Below are 22,582 nucleotides of genomic sequence, written 5' to 3'. Positions count from 1 at the left end.
CGTACGCCGGATGAGGCTCCCGCTCTGGTCGCCGCCACAGCGGTTCGCACTGACGCCGCTGCGCCTTCATCACCGTCCGGGCCGGACATCACAGTGCCGGCTGCGGTCTTGTCCGGCGACGGAGCCGGGACGGGGCTGTCCGAGTCGCCTCTTCGCGCCGATGAGCCGGAGGCCGAGCCCGCGGCTGAGTCGGCCGGGAAGTCGAAGACAACAGCCCCGGTCGAGGAGCCGACGGCCTCGTCTATTGATGCTCTCTCCACTTCGCCGGTCGGGAAGACCGAGGCCTCGTCCGTGGGTGGGTCTGTGGCGGTGCCGGTCGGGGAGCCTGAGGCCTCGTCCGCCGGTGGGTCTGTGGCGGTGCCGGTCGGGGAGTTCAACGCTTCGACCGCCGGCGAAGAGCAGGCCGGTGTCATGCCGGGGCCTTCCGCCGTGAAGGGCGGGTCCGTGACTGACGATGTCCTGCCTTCTGGGGAAATATCGCCCAAACCTTCGTCTGTTCGAGCTGTGGGTCGTGGGCTTTCGGCCGTAGTGGCGCCGGCTGTCTCCTCGCTCGCTGGGCGATCGGGCTTCTCCCCGGGCCAGCAGGCGCCCGCCGAGCCGGCCGGTCACCGCAATTCCACCGAGGCGGCACGTCACCGCGATTGGACCGAGGCGGCAGGTCGCCGCGATTGGACCGAGGCGGCGGGTCACCGCGATTGGACCGAGGCGGCGGGTCAGCGCGATTCGATCGAGGCGGCGGATCACCATGATTCGACCGAGGCGGCGGGTCAGCGTGATTCCACCAAAGCGGCGGGTCGCCGCGATTCCACCGAGGCGGCGGGCCGGCGTGATTCCACCGAGGCGGCGGGCCGGCGTGATTCGACCGAGGCGGCGGCTGGCCGCGATGGCGGCGCGGCCGCAATGTCCTCCGGCGGATTGCCGGGCCGTGCTGGCGTGAATGCGGCTGGGGCGTCGTCCGGTGGCGTGGCTGAAACACTGCCGGCTGAGGTGGACGGTCGTGCCGGCGGTGGCGTGGGTGAGGCGCACGCGGAGGGAACGGCGGCCGGGGAGCCGTCGCCCGCCGGCCAGCCGGAAGGTGTTCCCGCGGAGGCCGCTCCGGACGCCGGGGATCTGTCTGGTGCGGAGGCCGCCAAGGGGCAGCCCGCGCCGCGGCGGGGCGTGCCCGGTGAGTGGCGGGGGATCGTGCTTGTCACCGGCACCGATACCGATGTCGGCAAGACCATTGTCACCGCCGCTGTGGCCGCCGCCGCGCAAGCTTCGGGGCTTCGGGTGGCCGTGATCAAGCCGGGGCAGACCGGCATCGTGACCGGTGCGCCGACCGACATCGAGGTCATCAGCCGGCTGGCGGGACCCGACACCGCCCGTACGCTCGCCGAATATCCCGAGCCCATGGCGCCGCTGGCCGCCGCCACGGTGGCCTCCATGCCGCCGCTCGAACTCTACGAAGTGGTCGACGCCATTCGGGCCGAGGCCGACAAACACGACCTGGTGCTCGTGGAGGGCGCCGGCGGCCTGCTCGTGCCGATGGGTGTGCGGCCCTCCGGTGAGTCGTGGACCGTTGCCGACCTGGCCACCGCCCTCGGTGTCAGCACGATCGTCGTGGCCCGGGCCGGTCTGGGCACGCTCAACCACACGGCCTTGACCCTGGAAGCCCTCAACCGCCGTGGCATCCCGGCCGGTGTGGTCATCGGCGCCTGGCCCTCCCACCCCGACCTGGTTCATTGGGCCAATCTGAGCGAGATGGTCCCGCACCTGCTCGGCGCCCTGCCCTCGGACGCCGGCCGGATGGACCCGGGTGTCTTCCGCCGGTCAGCGCCGGGCTGGCTCACCCCTTCGTTGTACGGCGTCCTCGACAACTGGCGCGTCTGGGCCGAGGAAACGGGCGACGGCCACCATTAGATGGGCCACCACTAGACAGCGCCGGCCAGGACCGAGGTGACCAGCTTCTCCACCTCGGCCGGGCCGGGTGGGGTGTCCTCGTGGCCGGCGAAGACCAGGTGGCCGGTGCCGATCAGGGTCAGGGCCAGGGTGTCCGGGTCGGCCTGTGGCGCCAGGCGGCCCTCGGTCTGTTCGGCCTTCAGATAGCTGGCCAGCACCGTCGCCGCCTCGGTCAGCAGGGGGATGCCGGTGGGGCGGTGGCGGCGGAGGCGGGCCCGGAGTTCGTCACGGGCGATGATCAGAGCCACGATGTGCAGCGCGACCGGGCTGAAGATCGCGGTCAGGGCGCCGGTCAGGTTGGTGACGACCGTCGCCGTGCCGGCGCGGGCCACGACGGTGTGCGGCAGGGCGGCGACGCGGTCCTCGACCAGGGCGGCCAGGAAGTCGTCGAAGTCGGCGAAGTGCCGGTGCAGCACGCCCTTGGCCACGCCCGCCTCGGCGGTCACGGCACGGCTGGTCAGGCCGGCGGCGCCCGCCCGGCGCAGCACGCGGTCGGCGGCGTCGAAGAGCTGCTGTCGTACGTCGCGCAGGGCCACACCGGTCGGCATGCGACCAGGCTATCCAGGCGGGCGCCGGCTCCCTAGAGTGGGCGCATGCCCACTCAACCTCACCACCAGCGCCAGGTCGCCGAGTCCTTCGGGATCGACCCGGGGAGGTACGACCGGACTCGGCCCCGCTACCCCGGCGAGCTGATCGAGCGGCTGGTGGCGCCGGACGTGCTCGACGTCGGGATCGGTACGGGAATCGTGGCCCGCGCGCTGCGGGATCGGGGCTGTCGTGTGCTCGGGGTCGAGCCCGACCCCCGGATGGCCGAGTTCAGCCGGCGGGACGGGTTCGAGGTCGAGGTGGCGACGATCGAGCGGTGGGAGCCGCGCGGGCGGGTCTTCGACGCCGTGGTCGCCGGGCAGGCCTGGCACTGGGTCGACCCGGTGGCCGGCGCGGTCAAGGCCGGTCAGGTCCTGAAGGAGGATGGCCGGCTGACTCTGTTCTGGAACGCCGGCCAGCCGTCGCCGGAGGCGGCCGCCGCGTTCAAGGAGGTCTACGAGCGGCTGATGCCGGAGAGCATGATGGCCCGGGCGTACGGGTCCTCGGCCACCGCCGTGCAGATGTACACCTCGATGCTCGACCGGGCCGAGGAGGGCATGCGGGAGGCGGGCGTCTTCGGGCCGGCGGAGCGGTGGCGGTGGGACTGGGAGCAGGTCTACGGCCGCGGGGAATGGCTCGATCAGCTGCCGGCCCAGGGCGCGCACACGACGCTGCCGCCGGAGCGGCTGGCCGCGCTGCTGACCGCGACCGGTGAGGCGATCGACGCGCTCGGCGGCTCCTTCACGATGGGCTTCGCGACCGTCGCGGTGACCGCGACACGCGCCGTACGTCCTGAAGATCTCAAGAATTCCGGGTGACCGTCAGAACGGACGAAATGCGCCAAGCGGTGCGCATCCGGCGGAGATCACCTGAACGGGCCAAGACATTGCCTGAACGGCTCAGTTGCCCCTTCGGGCAGCCTCTGGGAGCGCTCCCAGATGGTGGGACGGGAACGCTGCGGAAGCGTGGAACTACTTTCCGGTAATGCCGCACCCGTAGTGCGTCGCGCCTGCTCAGAAGGACGTTTCATGGGACCCGTGTGGCTGAGTATTATTCGGCTGCCCTGGCCGTCATATCGGTGCAGATCGATGAATTTTGATCGTCTGCCCACGCGCCTCGTGACTCCTGGCCGGAGTCTCGCGAGACCGGAGGACCGTTTGAGACCGCTCCCGAAAAATTTCCCGTCGGCGTTGATCCCGAGGGCTGTCCCCAGCCGTATCTCAGGCGACGGGGAAAGCTCCGGGCGGAGGTATCGATGCATGCGGTGGCCGAGGATCGGCTGGCGCCGGGCGGGGTTGGCCTGATGACACAGCGTTCCGGTGGACGGTGGCAGTCACTCGACGGGAGCCGTGGTGTGGGCGATGGTGGTTCGGTGATTCCCCGGCAGGCGCCGCGGCACGAGGCTGCGCCCTCGACCGGCCCCAGCCACGAGGACACCTTGGTCAAAATGCTCTACGAGGAGCATGCGGGCCCGTTGCTGATGTTCGTGCTGCGGCTGACCGGCGGTGACCGGCAGCGAGCCGAGGACATCGTGCAGGAGACCCTGCTGCGGGCCTGGCGCAACGCGCACCGGCTCGGCGCCCAGGGTCAGCAGTCGCTGCGGCCGTGGCTGGTCACGGTGGCCCGGCGGATCGCGATCGACGATCACCGCAGCGCCAGCGCCCGGCCGGCCGAGACGTACGACCGGGAGCTCGAGAGCTTCCCGAGTACGGCGGATGACACCGACCGCGTCCTGCAGTCGATGACCGTCTCGGACGCGCTGCGCGAGCTGAGCCAGTCGCACCGCGAGATCCTCATCGAGACGTACTTCCGGGGCCGTACGGTGCCGGAAGCGGCGGAGAAGCTCGGCCTTCCGTTGGGCACCGCCAAGTCACGCGTGTACTACGCTCTGCGTGCGCTGCGGACCGCGTTGCAGCAGCGGGGGGTGACGGAATGACACAGGAAGACCACTTCGACGTCGCGTCGTACGCCCTGGGCGTGCTCGACAGCCGCGACGCCGAGCGCTTCGAGGACCACCTCATCGAGTGCCCGCGCTGCGCGTACGAGCTCGAGTCGTTCGTCGAGGTCGCCGACCTGCTGGCCGACGTCGACGCGCAGTCGGTGATCGCCGCCGAGGAGACCCGGCGCGACGGCTTCATGCTGCAGAAGGTGATCGGCGAGGTCGCCCACGAGCGTCACCGGGCCAACAGCCGGCGGCTCTACTCGCTGGCCGCGGCCGTCGTCATCTTCGCGATGCTCTCGATCGGCGCCTTCTTCGTCGGTGGCCAGGTGGTCGGCGACAAGGGCGGCACCACCACGGGCAACACCACCGCGCAGGGCGGCAGCAGCCAGACCGACCCACTGCCCAACAGTGGCCAGGGTCCGGGCATCGGTGGCCCCGACCTGACCGGTGAGCGTTTCGACGGCGCCGACCCGCGTACGGGCGTACAGGCCTCGGTCGCCTTCGAGCAGAAGGACTTCGGCACCCAGATCCAGTTCGCCATCTCCAACATCACCGGCCCCAAGACGTGCCGGCTGGTCGCCGTGCACACCAACGGCACCACCGAGCCGCTCGTCTCGTGGACGGTGGGCACCAAGGGCTGGGGCACCGCGGCCAACTCGCAGCCGCTGCTGCTCCAGGCGGTCACCGCGACGCCGCGCGCCGACATCGCGCACGTCCAGGTGCAGGAGGTCCCCTCCGGCGAGACCCTGGTTCGCGTTCCGTAATCAATTCCTCACTAAGAGGGCCCGGCCGATTCGGCCGGGCCCTTTTTGGTGTGCGCCGGAGAGCTTGGTACGGAACGGGAGCCCGAAGGGTTCAAACAAAATTCTGGGAAATTGATCGGCGCTTTTTTCAACCCGAAGCGATCCCCGCCGCGTACTACAGCCCGGAAACGCCAGTTGCAGAAATGATGGAGGGCACGTGTTCCCGGAGAAGCGAAAGTTGATGGTTGTCGGCACCGCCATCGCCGCAGCGTTCGCACTGCAGGGTTGCGCCCCGGCCGGATACGGCGGCAACGCCGCCGCCGACTACGGAAACGCCGCGGAGCCCGCCTCCGAGAACGTGGCGGCCACCGCCGGCGCCACCGCCGCCCCGAACGCCACGGCCGACCCCGCCGCGGAGGCCGACCCGAACGCGACAGCGCCTCCCGGCTCCGAGGACGCCGCGCCCGAGCTGAGCGAGGCGGCCGAGACCAACAAGCTCACCGGCACCAAGGTGGCCCGGATGGGCCAGGTCGTCGAGAACGAGGAACAGCAGGTGCTGTACCGCTTCGACAACGACACGAACAGCCCGCCGAAGTCCAACTGCGAGGGTGACTGCCTCAAGGTCTGGCCGGCCGCGCTGACCACCGACGGCAAGCCGACCCTCAAGGGCGTCGACTCCAAGCTGGTCGGGACGATCACCCGGTCCGACGGTTCGAAGCAGCTGACCCTGAAGGGCTGGCCGCTCTACACGTACATCGGCGACACCAAGCCGCACGCGTGGAAGGGCCAGAACGTGGCCGGCAAGTGGTTCGTGATCCAGCCCGACGGGGCCAAGAACCTCACCTGCCTTCCGGCGGTCTCGAAGGCGGTCGCCCCGCCCAAGGACGACGCCGCGGACGACGAGGGCGCGGCCGGCGCCGCCGGGTCGAGCGACGACTCCGGCAGTGACTACAGCTACTGACTTAACCGTCTTTTAAGAATTGCTCGATCGGAGGTTGAGGAAAATGCGTTCGCGGTTGCTGGTGGGCATTTCGGCGGCGATTCTGGCGTTCCTGATCGCCCCCGTCACCCCGGCCCACGCGGCCGGCGGCGACGGTGTCCCGGTCCCCGCGGCGACCGGGCTGTCCGACAAGGGCACCGGCGCGATCTCGGATGCCGACAAGGACTTCGTCATCAAGGTCCGGCTGGCCGGCCTGTGGGAGATCCCGGCCGGCAACATGGCGCAGGAGAAGTCGAACGACCCGCGCGTCGTGGCGATCGGCAAGGCCATCGCGGCCCAGCACGTGACCCTCGACGCCCTGGACCGCGCGGCGGCCAAGAAGCTCGACATCGACCTGCCCAACCAGCCGAACACCGACCAGCAGTTCTGGCTGCGCGAGATGCGCAACGCGACCGGCACGCGGTTCGACCAGATCTTCGTCGACCGGCTCCGGGCCGCCCACGGCAAGATCTTCCCCGCGATCGCGACGATCCGGGCCAGCACTCGCAACGACAGCGTTCGCAAGCTGGCCCAGCAGACCAACCAGTTCGTGCTGACTCACATCACGCTGCTCGAGTCGACCGGCATCGTCGACTACGGGTCGCTGCCCACAGCTCCCGCCCCCGCGGCGGCCGGAAAGGGACCGGTCCCAGTGGACGGGCAGATGCTCCAAGCCGCCAGCAGCAACAGCGGCGGCGTACCAGGCGTCAACACCACTGTGATCCTCCTTGTCCTCGCCGCCGCGCTCGTGGCCGGCGTCATCACGACCATGCGCATCTTCCGGGCGCGGTAGCCCCAGCCGCCGTCCGAGTCGCGTAAGAGAAAGGTTCACCCCATGCGAAGGTCCAAGTACCGGCGCGCCGCCAGGAGCAACAACTGGTTCAGCGGAAAACGCCGGATCATCGCGGTGGCTGCCACGCTGGTCGCCTTCGGCGGCATCGTGACCGTCACTCAGGTCTCCAACGCGAGCACCGACCGGAACCAGCGCAAGGCGCTCAGCGCGTGCGATCGGATCCAGGCGCCGCCACCGGCCGAACTGTCCACCAAGACACGCAAGGGCACCTACACCACCAACAACGGCAAGGTGACCCAGCACGCGGACGACGGTGCGGGCGAGACGGTGTCGGTCTCGACGCTGCGTACCCGGTGCCGTAACTGGGTGATGAACAACGTCGGCAACAACGGCAACAACAACGGTGGCGGCAACAACGGTGGTGGCCAGGCCACGACGCCGCCCACCACGCCGGCCACCCCGGCCGCCGACCCGAGTGCGAGCGTGCCCGCGGAAGAGGGCGGCAACAACGGCGGCGGCAACAACGGCGGCGGCAACAACGGCGGCAACAACGGTGGCCAGCCGAGCGAGAGCGCGCCCGCGGAAGAGGGCGGCAACAACGGTGGCGGCCAGGGTAACGGTGGCAACCAGCCCGACCCGCAGCCGACCGAGTCGCAGACCACCCCGCCGCCCGGCGCCGGCCTCGGCGTTTTGACCAACAGCTGCGACACCAGCCAGCTCGCGCCGCACGACGGCTTCCAGAACGGCAACCGCTGCGTCTCCACCGAGTTCGGTGAGGTCGGCGAGGCCGCGAACAACCCGACCCTGCTGATCACGCAGGCGCCGCGCCAGGTCGCGCCCAACACCCCGTTCACGCTGACCGTCAGCACCCGCAACCTGATCCGTGACCGCTTCCTGGCGGCCGGCAAGGGCGGGTACTACGTGGAGAGCTCGGTCCTGCAGAACGGCCTGGTCCGCGGTCACTTCCACACCGCGTGCCGGATGCTCGAGAACACCAACGCCGCCCCGGCGCCGGATCCGGTCCCCGCGTTCTTCGTGGCGACCGAGGACAGCCGCGGCAGCGCCACGCCGGACTCGGTGCAGATCCAGGTTCCGGGCCTGCCCACCGCCGGCACCGCGCAGTGCGCCTCGTGGGCCGGTGACGGCTCGCACCGCATCCCGATGATGCAGCGCGCCAACCAGATCCCCGCGTACGACGCCGTCCGGATCTCGGTCCGCAACGGCCGCGGGCGCTAAAGGTCGAGGAGCGGCGCCGCCTCACCGGCGGTGAACCCGGCCGGGGCGAGGCCACCGACATGGCCTCCGTCCCGGTCCGGGACCCCCCATCCCCGCCGGCTGGTCGTCCTTCCCCCTGATGGACGATGTGCGGCGGTCTCCGCTCCCAACGGCGGTCCGGACCAACTCGGGTGTCCGGTCGCCCCTCCGATGGCCCTGACCGGGAGCGCGGTCAGGGCCATCGGTCTGCCTGGGCAATCGCCGCCGAAGGTGGCACAGTGTTCCGGTGACTTCCGAGGTGACCCGCCGGCTGACGACGCCGCCGCGCTATCACTTCGGCGCCTCGGTCCGTCAGCTCGTGGTCCCCAAGCACGACCCGTGCGGCCACGTCACCGGGGACGACCTCTGGCTCGCGGCCCGCACCCCGGCCGGCCCGGCCACCCTCCATCTCTGCCGCGACAAATCGGGCATGGACGCCACGGCGTACGGGCCCGGCGCCGAGTGGATCATCGAGCGGGCCGACGCCATCGCCGGTCTCCGCGACGATGTCGAGGGCTTCGCCGAGCTGGCGGCGGGCAACCCGCTCGTCGCGCGATTGGCCAAGACCTTTTCCGGTGTACGGATGCCGTCCACCGCCATGGTGTTCCCGCGCGTGCTGCGGGCGATCCTGGAGCAGAAGGTCACCGGCAAGGAGGCCCACCGGTCATACCGGGGAATCTGTAAGGCTCTGGGCGAGCCGGCGCCGGGCCCGGCCGATCTCGTGCTGCCGCCCGACCCGGCGGCGGTCGCGGCCATGGCGTACTGGGAATTCCATCCGTTCGGGGTCGAGCAGCGCCGCACGCAGGCCCTGCTGCGCGCCGCCCAGGTGGCCGAGCGGCTCGAGCGCTGCGCGGACTCGGCCGAGGCGACCCGCCGGCTCGTCGCCCTGCCGGGGATCGGGCCGTGGACCGCGGCCGAGGTGGTCCGGGTGGCCTACGGCGACGCGGACGCGGTGAGCGTCGGCGACTTCCACATCCCGAACACGGTCGCCTGGGCGCTGGCCGGCGAGGCCCGCGGCACCGACGAGCGCATGCTGGAGCTGCTGGAGCCGTTCCGCGGCCACCGGGGCCGAGTCTGCGACCTGCTCGCGCACGGCGGGATAGGCGCGCCGAAATTCGGCCCTCGGATGCCGATCCGCTCGTTCGCGCGCTTTTGAGGAAGCCGGGAAGCGCCCCTTCAGGGATGCTCTAAAATCGGGCGAATGGGCGAAATCGTCCTGGTGCTCGTGCTCGTCCTGGTCAACGCGGTCTTCTCGGGCAGCGAGATGGCCCTGGTCTCCTTGCGCGACAGCCAGGTGCAGCGGCTCGAACGGCAGTCGGGCGGTGGACGGGTGCTGGCCCGGCTGACGCGTGACCCCAACCGGTTCCTCGCCACCATTCAGATCGGCATCACGCTGGCCGGCTTCCTCGCCTCGGCCACCGCCGCGGTGTCGCTGTCCGAACCGCTCGTGGGGCCGCTCGGCTTCCTCGGCAGCGCCGCCGAGCCCGCCGCGATCTTCGTCGTGACCGTGCTGCTGACCTTCGTCACCCTGGTCATCGGCGAGCTCGCGCCCAAGCGGATCGCCATGCAGCGCACCGAGGGCTGGGCCCTGCTGGTGGCCCGGCCGCTGGACGTGCTGTCGATGATCTCGCGACCGGCGGTCTGGCTGCTCGGCGCCTCGACCAACCTGATCGTCCGGCTGGCCGGCGGCGACCCGGCCGCCCAGCGCGAGGAGGTCACCACCGAGGAGATCCGCGACATGGTCGCGGCCCAGCAGGACTTCTCGGCCGAGCAGCGGACCATCATCAGTGGCGCCTTCGAGATCGCCGACCGGATCCTGCGGGAGATCCTGGTGCCCCGCCGCGACGTGCTCACCCTGCCCAGCGGCGCGTCCGCGCACGACGCGCTGCGCCTGCTGATCGACGGCGGCCACTCGCGGGCTCCGGTGGTCGGCCCGGCCGGCCTGGACGACGTGGTCGGCACGGTGCACCTGCGCGACCTGGTCGACGTCGCCGGCACCGTCGACGAGCACTGCCGCCCCGGCGTCTTCCTGCCCGAGACGTTACGGGTCTCCGACGCCCTCATGCAGCTGCGCGGCGAGCGGCGGCAACTCGCCTTCGTGGTCGACGAGCGCGGCGCCATCGACGGCATCGTCACCATGGAGGACCTGGTCGAGGAGATCGTGGGGGAGATCTACGACGAGACCGACCGGGACGTGGCGGCGGTGGTCCACGAGCCGGACGGCGCCATGTCGATGCCCGGCTCGTTCCCCGTGCACGACCTGCCCGACCTCGGCTTCCACCCCGCGGGCGACTCGACCACGGTGGCCGGCATGGTGCTGGAGGCGCTCGGGCACATCCCCACCTGCCCGGGCGAGGTGGTGGCGCTGCCCGAGTTCACGGCCGAGGTGACCGAGGTGACCGGCCGGGCGATCACCCGTGTGCGGATCCGCGCGACCGCTGCCGGCTGACCTCGTAGAGCACGACGGAGGCGGCGGTGGCCGCGTTCAGTGAGCTGGCCGCCCCGGTGATCGGAATGCGGACCATGGCGTCGGCCGTCTCCCGCCAGCCGGCGCTGAGCCCGGTCGTCTCGTTGCCCACCAGCAGCACGCGCGGCCCGGTGAGGTCGTAGTCGGCCACGTCGACCGTGCCGTGCTCGTCGGTAGCGACGAGCCGCACGTCAAGTCCCTCCGAGCGCAGCCGGGACACCCAGCTCAGCACCTCCTCGTGGCCGTCGGCGCGGATCACCGGCAGCGCGAAGAGCGAACCCGTGCTGGCCCGGACCGCTTTCGGGTCGTACGGATCGGCGGCGTGCCCGGTGATCACCACGGCCGCCGCCCCGAACGCGTCGGCCGACCTGATCAGCGTCCCGATGTTGCCCGGCGTGGACGGCCGGTCGAAGACGACCACGAGAAGATCGTCGCTCCCGCGCGGCAGATCCGCCATTTCCGGAACGCGGACCACGGCCACCAGCTCAGCCGACTCCTTGTCGGCCAGCTCGGCGAACAGATCGAGCGCCATGGCCACCGGGCGCGCGCCGGACCGATCGAGGGTCGACCGAGCCCAGGCCGACAAGGAGTGGTTGTCGGGATAAATCAGGTCGGAGATCTCCCACCCGTAGTCCAGGGCCAGCGAGATCGGGCGCACACCATGAACCAGAAACGAGCCGGCGCGGTGCCGCTTCGTCCGGTTGGTGAGCAGCGCCTGCCACTGCTGAAAGGAGGCATTCCGGGTAGTTACTCGCACGGCCGTCGACCCTACCCAACCGCACACACGCCAGTCACAATCGCTAGGCGAGGAGGTGTCCGCCATGCAAACTGACGGCGTGGCTTTCACCCTGACGATCGATTGCGGCGGCGGCGGCATCAAGGGGTCCGTCCTCGACGAGGCGGGCACGATGCGGGCGCAGCCGCTGCGCGTCCCGACCCCGTACCCGCTGCCTCCCGACCTCTTCGTGAAGACGCTGGTGCAGCTGGGGGAGCGCCTGCCCAGCGCCGACCGGGTCACCGTCGGCATGCCGGGCATGCTGCGGCACGGCGTGGTGGTCGCGACCCCGCATTACGTGACGCGGAGCGGGCCCCGTACCAAGGTCGATCCCGAGCTCGTCGAGGCGTGGAGCGGGTTCGACGCGCGCACCGCGCTGGCCGAGGCCTTCGGCATGCCGACGCTGGTGCTCAACGACGCCGAGGTGCACGGGGCCGGTGTGGTCGCCGGTACCGGGTGCGAGCTGGTGCTGACGCTCGGCACCGGGCTCGGCTGCGCGCTGTTCGACGGCGGCAAGCTCGCGCCGCACCTGGAGATGTCGCAGGCGCCGGTGCGCTGGGGGATGTCCTACGACACGTACATCGGCGAGCACGAGCGGCGCCGCCTGGGTGACGCCCTCTGGTCGCGGCGCGTCCGCAATGTCATCGAGGGGCTGCGGCCGGTCTTCCTGTGGGACCGGGTCTATCTGGGCGGTGGCAACTCCCGCCTCATCACTCCCGCCCAACTGGCCCGCATGGGCGACGACGTCGTGGTGGTGCCGAACACGGCGGGCATCGTCGGGGGTGTCCGGGCCTGGACGTTGGGTACCGTTCGTTGACATGCGGCCCGCTGCGCTTCTCCTCGACTTCGGGGGCGTACTGGCGGACGCGCCGCCGCAGCGCAGCGCTCCGCCCGGTCTCGTCCTGCGGATCTTCAATCTGACCCGGGGCGCGCTGTCGCCGGGGGAGATCCAGCGGTCGGTCACCAAGGGCGCGGCCGATTACGCGCGGTGGCGCGACGAGGACTGGCCGGACGAGCTGAGCCAGGCCGAGGTGTTCGAGCGGTTCATCCTGCCCGGCTGGCCGCCCGCGGCTCAGGTGCCGGTGCGCGGGGCGGTGCGGAAGCTGGCGTACGAGTGGGCGTGGCGCGACAACTGGGCGCTGCGGGCCGGGATTCCGGAGATGCTGCATTTCGCCGAGCAGGCCGAGATCCCGCTCGCGGTGGTCAGCAACTCCCTGGCCGGCGCGGCCCACCGTGACTTCCTCGACAAGGCCGGTATCGGCGGGTTCTTCGCCGCCCAGATCTACAGCGACGAGGTGGGCGTCCGCAAACCGAACCCGCAGATGATCTGGCACGCGACCGACGCGCTCGGCGTGGAGCCCGAAAAATCCTGGTTCGTCGGGGACACCCCGCGCCGCGACATCGAGTGCGGCCGCCGCGCCGGCGTCGGCCGGGCCCTGCTCATGCCGTCCCCGCGGACCAGGACGGAACCGGACGGCCCGGCCCCGGACGACGTCGTCGAGGACGGTTTCGCCCTGCTCAGGCTCCTGCGGGAATGAGCCCCGCTCAGGCTCCGGCGGGAATGAGCCCCGCTCAGGCTCCGGCGGGAATGAGCCCCGCTCAGGCTCCGGCGGGAATGAGCTGCCAGACGGTGGTGTGACGCACCGGCACGCTTTCCAGCGACACCGGCACCGGTACGTCGTACGACGCCCGCCTGGTCAATCCCTCGGACGGCAGGTAGGCCCGGCCCGGGTCGCCGATCAGCACCAGGCTGCCCCGGCCGGCCGCGCGCCGCAGGAAGGGCAGGACCCGGCCCGCCATCTCGCGGCTGTAGAAGACGTCACCGGCCAGGATCACGCCGTACGGGTCGTCGGTGTCCAGCAGATCGGCCTCCACCGTCAGTACCTCGACGCCGTTGGCCTCCGCGTTCACAGCGGCCGCGGCCAGCGAGTACGGATCGACGTCGTTGGCCGTGACCGGCCGCGCCCCCGCCTTGGCCGCGGCCACGGCCACCAGCCCCGAACCCGTGGCCAGGTCGAGCACGCTGCGCCCGCTCACCAGGTCGGGATGGTCGACCACGTGCCGGGCCAGCGCCTGCCCGCCCGCCCAGGCGAACGCCCAGAACGGCGGCGGCTGCTCGGCCCCGGCCTCCTCGGTCTTCTCCCACAGCGCGATCGGTTCCTCCGCCTGGTACAGCGAGAGCTCGGGGACGAAGGGCACGGGTGCGAGCACGGTGTTGCCGCGGATGAACTCGAGGAGCACACCACGATTGTGCCGGTTTCACTCAGGTCACCCCGCGCCGGGCCGATCAGGCACGCCGCGGAACCGATCGCGGAAGTGGGGGGCGGATCAAGAATGCCGGCACGCTGGGCCGCCGCCTTCGGTGGCTGGATGGCGCTGATCGCCGTCCTTTTCGTGCTGGCGCCGGCCGAGGCGCAGAGCCTCGTGCGGGTGGCCGGTGGTCTCTCGGCGGTCGCCGCTGTCGCTTATGGGGTACGCCGTTCCCAGCCGGCCGACCGCATGCCGTGGCGCCTCCTGGGTCTCGCGGTGGCGCTCTCCTCGGTCGGCGCCGCCGCCGTCGCGGCACCGGCCTGGCTTCTCGGCCACGTTCCGGGCCTGTCCACGGCCGGCTCGGTGCTGGCGCTGGTCGCCTACCCGGTGCTGGCCGGCATGCTCCTCGTGCTGATCCGCCGGCGTACCGGGGGGATCCGCGACCGGGCCGCCCTGCTCGACGCGCTCACCCTCACCGCCGGTGTCGCGCTGCTCGCCTGGAGCTTCGTGCTCGGCCCGGACCCGCAGCGGACCGGCGCCTTCGCCGAGATCGCGTTCCCGCTGGCCGACCTGTTGCTGCTGGGCACGCTGACCCGCCTGCTGACCGCGGGCCGCCCGGTGACGGCCGGCCGGATCCTCGGCGCCGGCCTGCTGGTCATGGTGGTGTCCGACGCCGCCTGGCCGCTGTCCGCTGTCGGCGGCTTCGCCCTGTACGCGGCGGCCGGCCTGGCCGCGCTGCACCCGTCGATGATCGAGCTGAGCCGGACCGCCCCGGCCGCCGAGACCGAGCTGACCCGCGTCCGGCTGGCCCTGCTCGGTCTCGCCTCCATGGTGGCGCCGGCGGTGCTGGTGATGCGGATGTTCCGTGCCGGCGAGGCGCCTGATCTGACCGTCGTCGCGATCCTGAGCGCCCTGACGTTCCTGCTCGTGCTGGTGCGGATGGCCGGCATCATGGCCAGTCACCGGCAGGCGCTGGCCCGGGAGCGGGCGCTCCGCCGGGCCTCGGCCGCCCTGGTCTCGGCCAACGCCACGGACGAGGTCAACGCGGCCGTCCGCGTCGCGGTGGCGGAGCTGCTGCCGCCGGACACCTCGCACGGGGTCGTGCTGGCGCTCGCCGAAAGCGAGGCCGAGCCCGGCGGCACCGAGGCCCGGATCGTGCCGACCAAGGACGTCGACTGGGCGGTCGCGGTGCGGCTCACCAACTTCAGCATGACCCTGCGCAGTCCGATGGTGCTCGGCGATCGCCCGGCCGGGGCATCGCTGCTCGGCGTGCTGCACGTCGGCGCGCCCACCGCGCTGCTGCCCGGCCTGCTGCGGGCGGTCGAGGTGCTGGCCGGGCAAGCGGCGCTGGCGCTGGAACGGATCGCGCTCAGCCACGAGGTGATCCGGCGCAACAGCGAGACGTACTTCCGCACCCTCGTGCAGAACACCTCCGACGTCATCCTCATCGTCGACGAGTTCGACCGGATCCGGTACGCCAGCCCGTCGGCGGCGACGGTGCTCGGCGCCGACCCGAGCGGCACGCTGCTGCCCGGCGTGATCCATCCGGGCGACCGGAGCCGGCTCGACGAGGTGCTGGCCGCTATCCGGGCCGGTGACACGATGCGGGAGGGGCTGGACTTCCGGGCGGTCGGCCACCGCCGTACCTCCGTGCTGCTGGAGATGCGGGCGCAGGATCTGCGGGCCGATCCGACGGTGGCCGGCCTGGTGGTGACCCTGCGGGATGTGACCGAGCGGCGCCGGCTCGAGCAGGAACTGACCCATCAGGCGTTCCACGACTCGATGACCGGGCTCGCCAACCGGGTGCTGTTCCACGACCGGCTCGGGCACGCGCTGCACCGGGGTGCCCGCGACGGCTCGGTCGTGGGCGTGCTCTTCATCGACCTCGACGACTTCAAGAAGGTGAACGACACGCTCGGCCACGCGGTCGGCGACCAGCTGCTGATCACGGTGGCGCACCGGATCGCCGGGGCGCTGCGGGCCGACGACACGGCGGCCCGGCTCGGCGGCGACGAGTTCGCCGCGCTGGTCGAGAACGTGCAGGACCCGGGCGCGGTCGAGGAGACCGCCCAGCGCATCCTGGCCGCGCTGGCCGAGCCGGTGCCGCTCGACGACGGCACGAGCATCATGGCCGTGGCCAGCATCGGCATCACCACCACGCCCGAGGCCGACTCGGCCGACGAGCTGCTGCGCCAGGCCGACCTGGCGCTGTACGTGGCCAAGGGCGCCGGCAAGAACCAGTGGCGCCGCTACCGGGCCGACCTGCACGGCGCGATGGTCGAGCGCCTGGAGCTGCGCTCGGCTCTCGACCACGCCGCCCGGGAGGGACAGTTCGTGCTCGCCTACCAGCCGATCGTGGACCTCGGCTCGGACGAGCCGGTCGGCTACGAGGCCCTGGTCCGCTGGCACCACCCGGCCCGCGGCGTGGTCCAGCCGGCCGAGTTCATCGAGGTGGCCGAGGAGAGCGGCCTGGTCGTCCCGATGGGCCGCTGGGTGCTGGAGCAGGCGCTGCACACGGTCGCCCAGTGGCGCCGCATCCTGCCGCGCTCGCGCCAGCCGTACGTCAGCGTGAACGTCTCGGTCCGCCAGTTCCGCGAGACCGGCTTCGTCGACGAGGTCAAGCAGGCCCTGGCCCGGGCCGCCGTGCCGCCGCACGCCCTGATGCTGGAACTGAACGAGACGGCGCTGACCCCGGAGAACGAGGCGGTCCGGCCCCTGCTGCGGGAGTTGCGGGAGCACGGCGTCCGGATCGCCGCCGACTACTTCGGCCCGGACCTGGACGGTCTGCCCCTGGACGTCGTGAAGATCGACAAGTCGGCCATCGACGACATCGCCCAGAGCCAGGAGCAGCTGGCCCGGGTGCAGGGCATGGTCGCCCTGGCCCGCCAGTACGGCCTGACGGTCATCGCCGAGGGCATCGAGAGCACGACCCACCGCGACCTGCTGTCCTGGCTCGGCTGCCCGCTGGGACAGGGCTACCTCTTCTCCAGCCCGGTCGACGGCACCGACGCCCTCAGCCAGATGACCGCCCGCCTGCCGCTGACCGCATAGAAAAAAGCGCTAGTACGGGTTGCCGGTGCCGGGCAGGCGCCCCCGGAGCAGGCCGCCGAGGCGGCCCGGGAGGGCGGGGTCGGCCGACAGGGGCGGGCCGTCGCCGTGCGCGCGGTCGGCCATGCCGGCGATCAGCTCCCGCAGCGACTCGACGGCGTCGTGGGCCGGGCGCCAGCCGAGTTCGGTGGCCGCCCGGTCGCAGGACATCAGCGGGGCCTTCAGGGCCAGCCGCACCCAGCCGGCGTCGATCGGCTGCAGGCGCAGCCACCACGACAGGGCGGCCGCGCCGGTCAGGGCGGCGCCCGGAACCGGGACCCGGATCCCGTGGAAGGCCTGGGCCGCGACCCGCGTGTCGAGCACCGGGCCGGCGGCGATGTTGAAGGCGCCGTGCACGTCCGAGAGCACCGACCGGGCGTACGCCTCGGCCACGTCGTCGGCGTGGACGGCCTGGACCCGCAGGGCCGGGTGGGACGGGATGGCCGGGATCCACTGCGGCCGCAGCAGCCGCGCCGGCAACAGCGGCCCCGCGAAGTAGCGGGCGATCTCGGTGCCCACGGCCCGCTGGAAGATCAGGCCGGGGCGCAGGCGGACCACGCGCAGCGTCGGATGTTCCGACTCGACAGCGTCCAGCATCCGTTCGACCTGGGCCTTGTGGCGGCTGTAGGAGGAGGCGAGCACCCCGCCCCGGGCCCAGTTCTCCCGGACGTAGGCGTCCTTCGGCCCCGGCGAGTAGACGCCCACCGACGACGCCTGCACCAGGGCGCGGGCCCCCGAGCGCAGCACCGCCCGGGCCACCGCGCGGCTGCCCAGCACGTTCGTGCGGTACAGCAGGTGCTGGTCGTGGCTGGGCTGGATCTGCCAGGCCAGGTGCACCACCGCGTCGGCGCCGGTGAAGACCTCGGTGAGGCGCTCGGTGGCGTCCTCGGCCCCGATGTCCACCGAGTGCCAGGTCGCGCCCGCGTACACGCCGACGGGGTCGGGCAGCCGCCGGGCCACCCCGGCCACCTCGACCCCGGGTTCCGCGGCCAGACGGCGCAGCAGGGCGGTTCCGGCGTTGCCGGTGGCTCCGACGATGACGACTCGCATGCATTGGCCGTACCCGAGGCGGCGCGGTTGAATCACCCCGGCCGGGGTAGGCAGTCCACTCATGAACCTCGTCGTGAACGGCGTCGAGCACGAGCTTGACCTGGACCCGCGCACCACGCTGCTGGACGCGCTGCGCGAACACCTCGGCCTGACCGGGGCCAAAAAGGGCTGCGACCACGGCCAGTGCGGCGCCTGCACGGTGCTGCTCGACGGCCGCCGGGTGAACAGCTGTCTGATCCTGGCCGTCACCCAATCGGGCACCCCGATCACCACCATCGAGGGGGTCGATCATCCGGTGCAGCGCGAGTTCCTGGAGCACGACGGCTTCCAGTGCGGTTACTGCACGCCGGGCCAGATCTGCTCGGCGGTCGGCATGCTGGACGAGGTGGCCCGGGGCTGGCCGAGCGCGGTCACCGACGGCGGTGACGATCTGCTCAGCGACGCCGAGATCCGGGAGCGGATGAGCGGCAACCTGTGCCGCTGCGGGGCCTACGCGAACATGGTCCCGGCCATCAAAGAGGCGGCGGCCCGGTGAAGACCTTCACTTACCGGACGGCCACCGACGCGGAGGGCGGCCTCGAGCCGGGCGCGACGTTCCTGGCCGGCGGCACCAACCTGGTCGACCTGATGAAGCTGGGCGTGGCCACGCCGGACGTGCTGGTCGACGTGACCCGGCTCGGCCTGGACGAGGTCAGCGAGCGGCCCGGCGGCGGGCTGCGGATCGGAGCCGGCGTGCGCAACAGCGACCTGGCCGCCCATCCGCTCGTGCGCCGCGACTTCCCGGTGCTGAGTCAGGCGTTGCTGGCGGGGGCTTCGGGTCAGCTGCGCAACATGGCCACCACCGGGGGCAACCTGCTGCAGCGAACCCGGTGCCGCTACTTCATGGACCCCACCAAGCCGTGCAACAAACACGCGCCGGGTACGGGCTGTCCCGCGCGCGAGGGCGACCATCGCAACCTGGCCGTCCTGGGCGGCTCCGAGCACTGCATCGCCACGCACCCGTCGGACATGGCGGTGGCCATGGTCGCGCTGGACGCCGTGGTGAACACGTCGCAGCGGGCCATTCCGGTCAGCGATCTCTACCGGCTGCCCGGCGACGACCCGTCCCGGGACACCGTCCTCGAGCACGGTGAGCTGATCACCTCAGTCGATCTTCCCGTTCTGAAGGGGAAGTCGGCCTACCGGAAAGTGCGCGACCGGGCCTCGTACGCCTTCGCCGTCTCCTCCGTCGCGGCCGCGGTGACCGTCGCGGACGGCCGGGTGACCGACGTCCGGCTCGCGTTCGGCGCGGTGGCGCCGAAACCGTGGCGGGCGCTGATCGCCGAGGAGGCGCTGCGCGGACAGCCCGCCACGCGGGAATCCTTCCTGGCCGCGGCCGACGCCGAGCTGGCCGCCGCCGAGCCGCTACGGGACAACGCTTTCAAGATTCCGCTCGTCCGCAACCTGGTCGCCTCCGTGCTCGAAGGGCTGACGTCATGACCGCCACCGCACACCGCGCCGTCGGGCAGCCGCTGCCGCGCGTCGAGGGACCGGACAAGGTCACCGGCACGGCGAAGTACGCGGCCGAGTATCAGGTGGGCGACGACGTCGCGTACGCCTGGGTCGTGCAGTCGCCGGTGCCCCGGGGGCGGCTCGTCGACGTCCAGGTCGATCCGCTGCTCGACGTGATCGCCGTTCTCTGGCACGGCAACGCGCCCCGGCTCGCCGACGGCGACGACCCCGAGCTGGCCGTCCTCCAGTCCGACCAGATCAGCTACCGGGGCCAGGCCGTGGCGCTGGTCGTAGCCCGCACCCTCGAAGCCGCCCGGCGCGGGGCGCAGGAGCTGTCACTGACCATCGAGAAGGAGCCGCACGACGCCGTCCTGCGCACCGACCATCCGGACCTTTACACCCCTTCGGTCGTCAACCCGAGCTTCCCCTCGGAGACCTCGGCCGGCGACGTCTCGGTCGCGGCGCCGGTGACGGTCGACGTCACCTACACGACGCCGGCACTGCACAACAACCCGATGGAACCCCACGCCACGACCGCCGTGTGGTCCGGCGACGACCTCATCCTGTACGACTCGAACCAGCACCCGGCCGGCGTCGCGGCCACCGTGGGCGCGCTCTTCGGTCTCGAACCGGAGCAGGTGCACGTGGTGACCGAGCACGTCGGCGGCGGGTTCGGCTCCAAGGGAACGGCCCGGCCCAACGCCGTCCTGGCCGCGATGGCGGCCCGGGTCACCGGCCACCCGGTGAAGCTGGCCCTGCCCCGGCAGGCGCTGTTCAGCATGGTCGGCCACCGCACGCCGACGATCCAGCGGGTCCGCCTCGGCGCCACCGCCGACGGGGTGCTCACCGTGATCGACCACGAGGCGTACTCGCAAAGCTCCCGTCTCCTGGAATTCGCCGAGCAGACGGCGGTGGCCACCCGGCACATGTACGCGGCCCCGAACCGCCGCACCGGCCACCGCCTGACCCGGCTCGACATGCCGACGCCGCGCTGGATGCGCGCCCCCGGCGAGGCGCCCGGCATGGTGGCGCTGGAATGCGCGATGGACGAGCTGGCCGTGGCGCTCGACATGGACCCGATCGAGCTGCGCGTGCGCAACGAGCCGACGGTCGACCCGGACTCGGGCAAGCCGTTCACGTCACGCCACTACGTGGAATGCCTGCGCCGGGGCGCCGACCGTTTCGGCTGGGTGAACCGCAATCCCCGGCCCCGGCAGCGACGCGAGGGCGACTGGTGGATCGGCACGGGCGTGGCCGGCGCGACGTACCCGACGATGGCCCAGCCGTCCACGGCCCGCGTCCGCGACCTCGGCGAGGACCACTTCGAGGTGGCGATCGCGGCGGCCGACCTGGGCACGGGCGCCCGCACCATCCTGACCCAGATCGCCGCCGACGCCCTCGGCGTGCCGGTCACCCGGGTGCGCCTGCGGATCGGCGACAGCACGCTGCCCAAGGCGTCGGTGGCCGGCGGCTCGTCGGGCAGCGCCTCCTGGGGCTGGGCGGTCACCGGGGCCTGCCGGTCGCTGCGCGAGACCGGACAGAGCGAAGTCGTCTTCGACAGCACGGAGATCGTCGGCCGGCAGGAGAAGGAGGGAAAGCACGCCTTCGGCGCCCACTTCGCCGAGGTACGGGTGGACGCGGTCACCGGCGAGGTGCGCGTGTCCCGGCTCTTCGGCATGTACGCGTGCGGCCGCATCCTGAACCCGCGCACGGCCCGCAGCCAGTTCATCGGCGGCATGACGATGGGCATGGGGATGGCCCTGTTCGAGGAGGGCGTCCTCGACCCGGCCATGGGCGAATGGGTCAACCACGACCTGGCCGAGTACCACATCCCGGCGCACGCCGACATCGAGTCCATCGAGGCGGAGTGGCTGGACGAAGAGGACTCCGCGGTCAACCCGATGGGCAGCAAGGGCATCGGCGAGATCGGCATCGTGGGGTCCCCCGCCGCCATCCTCAACGCCGTCTGGCACGCCACCGGCGTCCGGATCCGCGACCTCCCGGCCCGCCTGGACAAGATCCTGCCGTTCCTCTAGCCCGTTCCGCCGGCCCCCGGGGGCACGTCAGCGGCCGCCGATCCGCCGGCGCCGCCCACGAATGATCACCGCTCGCGGTTCACCGAGCAGGGCGAGATCGTGGCGGGGGTCGGCGTCGTAGACGACCGCGTCCGCCGGAGCGCCCTCGACCAGGCCGGGCAGGCCGAGATAGGCGCGGGCGGTCCAGGACGCGGCGGCGATCGCGTCGTGCGGGGACACCCCGGCCGCGACCATGGCCCGGATCTCCCGGGCGATGCCGCCGTGCGGCCGGGTGTCCGTGCCGGCCAGCACGGTGACCCCGGCCTCGACGGCGGCGGCGGTCAGCCGGCCGTGCGCGCTCGCCCCCGGCACGTACCAGCTCCGGCCGGCCCGATCCGGGTCGGCGGTGATCCGCTCAAGGGACTCGGTGATCACCGCCAGCGTCGGGGTCAGCGCGATGCCTCTCTCCGCCATGCGGGGCAGAAGCCGGGGATCCAGGCCCATGCCGTGCTCGATCGAGTCCACGCACGCCTCGACCGCGACCTCGCCACCCGCCGCGTGCTGCGAGTGCACCGCCAGGCGCCCGCCCACCGCGTGTACCCGCGTGACGGCCTCCCGCAGCACGTCCACCGGCATGACCTCGTCGCCGGGCTTCCAGTCGACGACCACCTTCGCCCATCCCGTACGGGCGGCCTGCTCGGCGGCGACGGCGGGCAGGTCCACCGGCTCGGGCCGGCGACCCCACCCCTCGAAGAACTGTCCGTGCTGGACGATCCACGGCCCGGCGTGCCGGGCCCGGGGGCTGTCGTCGTGCCGGCCGAACCACTCGGGCGGATCGCCGGCCAGGCCCGGGGACCGGATCAGCGTGACCCCCGAGTCCAGGTGCGCCCGGAGGTCGCGGCGCAGGGTGCCGTCGTCCAGCGGCCGGCCGGGCGCCTCCGCCCCCGGGTGCGTGTGCGCGTCGACCAGCCCCGGCAGGATCCAGCCCTCGGCCACCAGTTCGGCGTGGGGAACCGGGTCGGCCGTCCATCGGTCGCCGTCCGCGTAGAGGTCGATCGGCTCACCGTGGGGAAGGGCGAAGCCCCGGATGCGCAGCGCTGCCATGCCGGCGATCCTAAGGTCGATCGACACCTCGCGATGGCCGGCGATCGGCGAACCGTGATGGTGTGCGGAATTGGACGAGCCGCCCCGGCGCCGGAGAATCGGCTACGAG

20 protein-coding genes are annotated in these 22,582 nt (G+C 72.0%); 15 read left to right on the top strand and 5 right to left on the bottom strand.

Annotation, left to right across the window (positions count from 1 at the left end; translation table 11 throughout):
• The first annotated feature begins 1,158 nt into the window (after positions 1-1,158).
• A complete protein-coding gene (gene bioD / locus AB0C26_RS04375) occupies positions 1,159-1,899 on the top strand; it encodes a dethiobiotin synthase (RefSeq protein WP_360243518.1) in 741 nt (246 codons plus the stop codon).
• 11 nt (positions 1,900-1,910) lie between these two features.
• Here the strand turns inward: bioD and AB0C26_RS04370 are convergent, their stop codons facing one another.
• Positions 1,911-2,486, bottom strand: a complete 576-nt coding sequence (locus tag AB0C26_RS04370) for a TetR/AcrR family transcriptional regulator (RefSeq protein WP_360241317.1) — start codon at positions 2,484-2,486, stop codon at positions 1,911-1,913.
• A gap of 45 nt (positions 2,487-2,531) precedes the next feature.
• On the opposite strand from AB0C26_RS04370, the gene AB0C26_RS04365 reads away from it, so the two are divergent.
• The 8 genes from AB0C26_RS04365 to AB0C26_RS04330 all read left to right on the top strand — a co-directional run bounded on the left by AB0C26_RS04365 (position 2,532) and on the right by AB0C26_RS04330 (position 10,683).
• Positions 2,532-3,341, top strand: coding sequence for a class I SAM-dependent methyltransferase (locus tag AB0C26_RS04365; protein WP_360241314.1), 810 nt, complete (start codon positions 2,532-2,534; stop codon positions 3,339-3,341).
• A 437-nt stretch (positions 3,342-3,778) separates the two neighbouring features.
• Positions 3,779-4,459, top strand: coding sequence for a sigma-70 family RNA polymerase sigma factor (locus AB0C26_RS04360; protein ID WP_360241311.1), 681 nt, complete (start codon positions 3,779-3,781; stop codon positions 4,457-4,459).
• Positions 4,456-5,229, top strand: a complete 774-nt coding sequence (locus tag AB0C26_RS04355; RefSeq protein WP_360241309.1) for a zf-HC2 domain-containing protein — start codon at positions 4,456-4,458, stop codon at positions 5,227-5,229. Before AB0C26_RS04360 ends, AB0C26_RS04355 begins: the two co-directional genes overlap by 4 nt.
• 220 nt (positions 5,230-5,449) lie before the next feature.
• Positions 5,450-6,169, top strand: a complete 720-nt coding sequence (locus tag AB0C26_RS04350; RefSeq protein ID WP_360241306.1) for a hypothetical protein — start codon at positions 5,450-5,452, stop codon at positions 6,167-6,169.
• Between the two features lie 43 nt (positions 6,170-6,212).
• Complete coding sequence (locus AB0C26_RS04345; RefSeq protein WP_360241303.1) at positions 6,213-6,980, top strand: DUF4142 domain-containing protein; 768 nt, start codon at positions 6,213-6,215, stop codon at positions 6,978-6,980.
• A gap of 42 nt (positions 6,981-7,022) precedes the next feature.
• Positions 7,023-8,216, top strand: a complete 1,194-nt coding sequence (locus AB0C26_RS04340) for a Pecanex-like protein 1 (RefSeq protein ID WP_360241300.1) — start codon at positions 7,023-7,025, stop codon at positions 8,214-8,216.
• A 265-nt stretch (positions 8,217-8,481) separates the two neighbouring features.
• On the top strand, positions 8,482-9,390 hold the full coding sequence (locus AB0C26_RS04335) for a DNA-3-methyladenine glycosylase 2 family protein (protein WP_360241297.1): 909 nt from the start codon (positions 8,482-8,484) through the stop codon (positions 9,388-9,390).
• A gap of 45 nt (positions 9,391-9,435) precedes the next feature.
• On the top strand, positions 9,436-10,683 hold the full coding sequence (locus AB0C26_RS04330; RefSeq protein WP_360241294.1) for a hemolysin family protein: 1,248 nt from the start codon (positions 9,436-9,438) through the stop codon (positions 10,681-10,683).
• Here AB0C26_RS04330 and AB0C26_RS04325 read toward each other — a convergent pair.
• Positions 10,646-11,458 carry a TrmH family RNA methyltransferase gene (locus AB0C26_RS04325; protein WP_360241291.1) on the bottom strand — a complete coding sequence of 271 codons (813 nt, stop codon included), beginning with the start codon at positions 11,456-11,458 and terminating at the stop codon, positions 10,646-10,648. The genes AB0C26_RS04330 and AB0C26_RS04325 overlap by 38 nt on opposite strands.
• 79 nt (positions 11,459-11,537) lie before the next feature.
• On the opposite strand from AB0C26_RS04325, the gene AB0C26_RS04320 reads away from it, so the two are divergent.
• Complete coding sequence (locus AB0C26_RS04320) at positions 11,538-12,293, top strand: ROK family protein (protein ID WP_360241288.1); 756 nt, start codon at positions 11,538-11,540, stop codon at positions 12,291-12,293.
• Between the two features lies 1 nt (position 12,294).
• Positions 12,295-13,014 carry an HAD family hydrolase gene (locus AB0C26_RS04315; RefSeq protein ID WP_360241285.1) on the top strand — a complete coding sequence of 240 codons (720 nt, stop codon included), beginning with the start codon at positions 12,295-12,297 and terminating at the stop codon, positions 13,012-13,014.
• 61 nt (positions 13,015-13,075) lie between these two features.
• Here the strand turns inward: AB0C26_RS04315 and AB0C26_RS04310 are convergent, their stop codons facing one another.
• A complete protein-coding gene (locus AB0C26_RS04310; protein ID WP_360241282.1) occupies positions 13,076-13,717 on the bottom strand; it encodes a 50S ribosomal protein L11 methyltransferase in 642 nt (213 codons plus the stop codon).
• Between the two features lie 93 nt (positions 13,718-13,810).
• On the opposite strand from AB0C26_RS04310, the gene AB0C26_RS04305 reads away from it, so the two are divergent.
• Complete coding sequence (locus tag AB0C26_RS04305) at positions 13,811-16,777, top strand: EAL domain-containing protein (protein ID WP_360241279.1); 2,967 nt, start codon at positions 13,811-13,813, stop codon at positions 16,775-16,777.
• A gap of 9 nt (positions 16,778-16,786) precedes the next feature.
• Here the strand turns inward: AB0C26_RS04305 and AB0C26_RS04300 are convergent, their stop codons facing one another.
• Entirely contained in the window at positions 16,787-17,863 is a 1,077-nt protein-coding gene (locus AB0C26_RS04300) for an NAD-dependent epimerase/dehydratase family protein (RefSeq protein ID WP_360241276.1), read from the bottom strand.
• A 61-nt stretch (positions 17,864-17,924) separates the two neighbouring features.
• On the opposite strand from AB0C26_RS04300, the gene AB0C26_RS04295 reads away from it, so the two are divergent.
• Genes AB0C26_RS04295 through AB0C26_RS04285 form a run of 3 tightly spaced genes read left to right on the top strand, consistent with a single transcriptional unit; the run spans position 17,925 to position 21,390 of the window.
• Positions 17,925-18,398 (top strand): 2Fe-2S iron-sulfur cluster-binding protein, encoded by a 474-nt coding sequence (locus AB0C26_RS04295; RefSeq protein ID WP_360241273.1) that lies wholly within the window; start codon positions 17,925-17,927, stop codon positions 18,396-18,398.
• Complete coding sequence (locus AB0C26_RS04290; RefSeq protein WP_360241270.1) at positions 18,395-19,342, top strand: xanthine dehydrogenase family protein subunit M; 948 nt, start codon at positions 18,395-18,397, stop codon at positions 19,340-19,342. Before AB0C26_RS04295 ends, AB0C26_RS04290 begins: the two co-directional genes overlap by 4 nt.
• Positions 19,339-21,390 carry a xanthine dehydrogenase family protein molybdopterin-binding subunit gene (locus AB0C26_RS04285; RefSeq protein ID WP_360241267.1) on the top strand — a complete coding sequence of 684 codons (2,052 nt, stop codon included), beginning with the start codon at positions 19,339-19,341 and terminating at the stop codon, positions 21,388-21,390. The genes AB0C26_RS04290 and AB0C26_RS04285 overlap by 4 nt, the downstream gene beginning before the upstream one ends.
• Before the next feature lie 27 nt (positions 21,391-21,417).
• On the opposite strand, the gene AB0C26_RS04280 is transcribed toward AB0C26_RS04285, so the two are convergent.
• The gene (locus tag AB0C26_RS04280; RefSeq protein WP_360241264.1) at positions 21,418-22,473 is read right to left on the bottom strand and encodes an amidohydrolase family protein; all 1,056 of its coding nucleotides are present in this window, start codon (positions 22,471-22,473) and stop codon (positions 21,418-21,420) included.
• Positions 22,474-22,582 lie beyond the last annotated feature (109 nt).

Origin of the sequence: Actinoplanes sp. NPDC048796, assembly GCF_040650035.1 — a bacterium.
Lineage (GTDB): Bacteria > Actinomycetota > Actinomycetes > Mycobacteriales > Micromonosporaceae > Actinoplanes.
The sequence above is the reverse complement of the archived record's forward strand: the minus strand, read 5'-3'. Positions and strand labels throughout refer to the sequence as shown.

Excerpts from the sequence above, each read along its gene's own strand:
- AB0C26_RS04370 (WP_360241317.1), bottom strand. The coding sequence starts at position 2,486 with ATGCCGACCGGTGTGGCCCTGCGCGACGTACGACAGCAGCTCTTCGAC.
- AB0C26_RS04365 (WP_360241314.1), top strand. The coding sequence starts at position 2,532 with ATGCCCACTCAACCTCACCACCAGCGCCAGGTCGCCGAGTCCTTCGGG.
- AB0C26_RS04360 (WP_360241311.1), top strand. The coding sequence starts at position 3,779 with ATGCATGCGGTGGCCGAGGATCGGCTGGCGCCGGGCGGGGTTGGCCTG.
- AB0C26_RS04355 (WP_360241309.1), top strand. The coding sequence starts at position 4,456 with ATGACACAGGAAGACCACTTCGACGTCGCGTCGTACGCCCTGGGCGTG.
- AB0C26_RS04350 (WP_360241306.1), top strand. The coding sequence starts at position 5,450 with ATGGTTGTCGGCACCGCCATCGCCGCAGCGTTCGCACTGCAGGGTTGC.
- AB0C26_RS04345 (WP_360241303.1), top strand. The coding sequence starts at position 6,213 with ATGCGTTCGCGGTTGCTGGTGGGCATTTCGGCGGCGATTCTGGCGTTC.
- AB0C26_RS04340 (WP_360241300.1), top strand. The coding sequence starts at position 7,023 with ATGCGAAGGTCCAAGTACCGGCGCGCCGCCAGGAGCAACAACTGGTTC.
- AB0C26_RS04330 (WP_360241294.1), top strand. The coding sequence starts at position 9,436 with ATGGGCGAAATCGTCCTGGTGCTCGTGCTCGTCCTGGTCAACGCGGTC.
- AB0C26_RS04315 (WP_360241285.1), top strand. The coding sequence starts at position 12,295 with ATGCGGCCCGCTGCGCTTCTCCTCGACTTCGGGGGCGTACTGGCGGAC.
- AB0C26_RS04305 (WP_360241279.1), top strand. The coding sequence starts at position 13,811 with ATGCCGGCACGCTGGGCCGCCGCCTTCGGTGGCTGGATGGCGCTGATC.
- AB0C26_RS04300 (WP_360241276.1), bottom strand. The coding sequence starts at position 17,863 with ATGCGAGTCGTCATCGTCGGAGCCACCGGCAACGCCGGAACCGCCCTG.
- AB0C26_RS04295 (WP_360241273.1), top strand. The coding sequence starts at position 17,925 with ATGAACCTCGTCGTGAACGGCGTCGAGCACGAGCTTGACCTGGACCCG.
- AB0C26_RS04285 (WP_360241267.1), top strand. The coding sequence starts at position 19,339 with ATGACCGCCACCGCACACCGCGCCGTCGGGCAGCCGCTGCCGCGCGTC.
- AB0C26_RS04280 (WP_360241264.1), bottom strand. The coding sequence starts at position 22,473 with ATGGCAGCGCTGCGCATCCGGGGCTTCGCCCTTCCCCACGGTGAGCCG.